2 protein-coding genes and 2 pseudogenes are annotated in these 2800 nt (G+C 73.4%); all 4 read left to right on the forward strand.

The window, feature by feature from the left end; all coding sequences use genetic code 11:
- Positions 1–326, forward strand: a pseudogene (locus IJH84_RS00310) (indole-3-glycerol-phosphate synthase TrpC); the annotation flags it as partial.
- Positions 327–397: 71 nt separating this feature from the next.
- On the forward strand, positions 398–1729 hold the full coding sequence (trpB, locus tag IJH84_RS00315; RefSeq protein ID WP_233627332.1) for a tryptophan synthase subunit beta: 1332 nt from the start codon (positions 398–400) through the stop codon (positions 1727–1729).
- Positions 1726–2523, forward strand: a complete 798-nt coding sequence (gene trpA / locus IJH84_RS00320; RefSeq protein ID WP_295138781.1) for a tryptophan synthase subunit alpha — start codon at positions 1726–1728, stop codon at positions 2521–2523. Before trpB ends, trpA begins: the two co-directional genes overlap by 4 nt.
- Positions 2524–2611: 88 nt before the next feature.
- Positions 2612–2800: pseudogene (locus IJH84_RS00325) on the forward strand (prolipoprotein diacylglyceryl transferase); the annotation flags it as partial.

Below are 2800 nucleotides of genomic sequence, written 5' to 3' on the forward strand. Positions count from 1 at the left end.
CGCTGGTCGAGGTGCACACCGCGGAGGAGGCGGACCGCGCGCTGGAGGCCGGGGCGAAGGTCATCGGCATCAACGCGCGCAACCTGCACACCCTGGAAGTGGACCGGGAGGTGTTCGGCCGGATCGCGCCGGGCCTGCCGGTCGACGTGCTGAAGGTGGCCGAGTCGGGCGTGCGCGGTCCTAGCGACCTGATGGCCTACGCGGGTTCCGGCGCGGACGCCGTGCTGGTCGGCGAGGGCCTGGTGACCAGCGACAACCCGCGCACGGCGGTGACCCAGCTGGTCACCGCGGGCTCGCACCCGGCCTGCCCGCGCTCCAGCCGCTGAACCGCGGCGCCGCAGCGGCGGATCGGCGCCCCCGCACTACGAGCCCCGGCACGACGAGAGAGGGGAACCCCATGGACACCGTGCACGACGCGCGGAACGTCCGGGCGCACCGGCCGGGCCGGCAGGTGCCCGAGGGGCACGATCCGGACGAGCGGGGCCACTTCGGCCCGTACGGCGGCCGGTTCATGCCGGAGGCGTTGATCGCCGCGCAGGACGAGCTGGCCGCGGAGTACGAGAAGGCCCAGCTCGACCCGGATTTCGTCGACGAGCTCGCCCGGCTGCTGCGGGACTACGCGGGCCGCCCGTCGCTGCTGACCGAGGCCAAGCGGTTCGGCGAGCACGCGGGCGGGGCGCGGGTGCTGCTCAAGCGCGAGGACCTCAACCACACCGGCTCCCACAAGATCAACAACGTGCTGGGGCAGGCGCTGCTGGTCAAGCGGATGGGCAAGCGCCGCGTCATCGCCGAGACCGGCGCCGGTCAGCACGGCGTGGCCACCGCGACGGCCTGCGCGCTGCTGGACCTGGACTGCGTGGTCTACATGGGCGAGGTGGACACCAAGCGGCAGGCGCTGAACGTGGCCCGGATGCGGCTGCTGGGCGCCGAGGTGATCCCGGTCGCGAACGGTTCGGCCACGCTCAAGGACGCGATCAACGAGGCGCTGCGGGACTGGGTCGCCAACGTCGCCGACACGCACTACCTGCTGGGCACGGCCGCCGGTGCGCACCCGTTCCCGCTGATGGTGCGCAACTTCCACCAGGTCATCGGCGAGGAGGCCCGCGAGCAGTCGGTGCACCAGTTCGGCGGGCTGCCGGACGCGGTGCTGGCCTGCGTGGGCGGCGGCTCGAACGCCATCGGGATCTTCCACGGCTTCATCGACGACCCGGGCGTGCGCCTGGTCGGCTGCGAACCCGCCGGGCACGGCCTGGACAGCGGAGAGCACGGCGCCACGCTGAGCAAGGGCACTCCCGGCACGCTGCACGGTGCCCGGTCCTACCTGCTGCAGGACGACGACGGGCAGGTCATCGAGGCGTACTCGATCTCGGCGGGGCTGGACTACCCGGGTGTCGGCCCGGAGCACTCGTACCTGAAGGACTCCGGCCGCGCCGAGTACCGCGGCATCACCGACGACGAGGCGATGCAGGCGTTCCAGCTGCTGTCCCGCACCGAGGGGATCATTCCCGCGGTGGAGTCGGCGCACGCGCTGGCCGGGGCGCTGCAGCTGGGCAAGGAACTCGGGCCGGGCGCGACGCTGCTGGTGAGCCTGTCCGGCCGCGGCGACAAGGACATGGACACCGCCGCGAAGTACTTCGGGCTGGTCGACGAGCAGACCGGTGAGCCCGTCGCGGACGAGTCCGCCGGGGACGAGCCCACCGGGGACGACGCAGAGGGGACGGCGCGGTGAGCGGCCTGCACGAAGTGTTCGCGGCGTGCCGCGACGAGAACCGGGCCGCGCTGATCGGCTACCTGCCCGCGGGCTACCCGACGGTGGACGGCTCGAAGGAGCTGCTGGCGGCGATGCTGTCGGGCACCGCGGACCGGCCGGGCTGCGACATCGTCGAGATCGGCATCCCGTTCTCGGACCCGGTCATCGACGGTCCGACCATCCAGGCCGCCAGCGACACCGCGCTGCGCAACGGCTTCCGGGTGCGGGACCTGTTCGGCGTGGTCTCCGCGGTCGCCGGCTCCGGTGGGCACCCGGTGGTGATGACCTACTGGAACCCGGTGCACCAGTACGGACCGGACAGGTTCGCGCGGGACCTGAAGGCCGCAGGCGGGCTCGGCGTGATCACCCCGGACCTGGTGCCGGACGAGGCCGAGGACTGGATCGCCGCGACCGACGCGCACGGGCTGGACCGGATCTTCCTGGTCGCGCCGTCGTCCACGGAGCAGCGGCTGGCGATGACGGCCAAGGCGAGCTCCGGGTTCATCTACGCCACCTCCGTGATGGGCGTGACGGGCGCGCGGGAGACCGTCGGCGACAAGGCCGAGGAGCTGGTGCGGCGCACCCGGGTGCACACCGACCTGCCGATCGGCGTGGGGCTCGGGGTCCGCTCCGGCGAGCAGGCCGCCGAAGTCGCCGGGTTCGCCGATGCGGTGATCGTCGGCTCGGCGTTCATCGGCCGCGCCGAGCGGGACGGGGCCGACGGCGTGCGCGAAATCGCCGCCGAGCTGGGGGAGGGCGTGCGCTCCCGCTGAAGCCGATCAGCACGCGCGCGCGTGACCGTTTCGTGACGTGCGCGGACCGCGACTCCGGGGTCGCGGGCGGACCGATACGGTGTGCGTCGTGAGCGTCCCAAGCCTCGCCGCCTCGGCGACCCCGTTCCTGGCGAACATTCCCAGCCCGGCGCAAGGCGTCTGGTACATCGGCCCGGTCCCGCTGCGCGCGTACGCGCTGTGTCTGGTCGCCGGGATCGTGGTGGCGATCATCTGGGCGGAGCGCCGCTGGCGGGCGCGCGGCGGCCGCGCGGGCACG

This window comes from Saccharopolyspora sp., assembly GCF_017434145.1.
Taxonomy (GTDB): Bacteria; Actinomycetota; Actinomycetes; order Mycobacteriales; family Pseudonocardiaceae; genus Saccharopolyspora_C; species Saccharopolyspora_C galaxeae.

Coding starts and splice junctions, on each gene's coding strand:
- trpB (WP_233627332.1), top strand. CDS start 398: ATGGACACCGTGCACGACGCGCGGAACGTCCGGGCGCACCGGCCGGGC.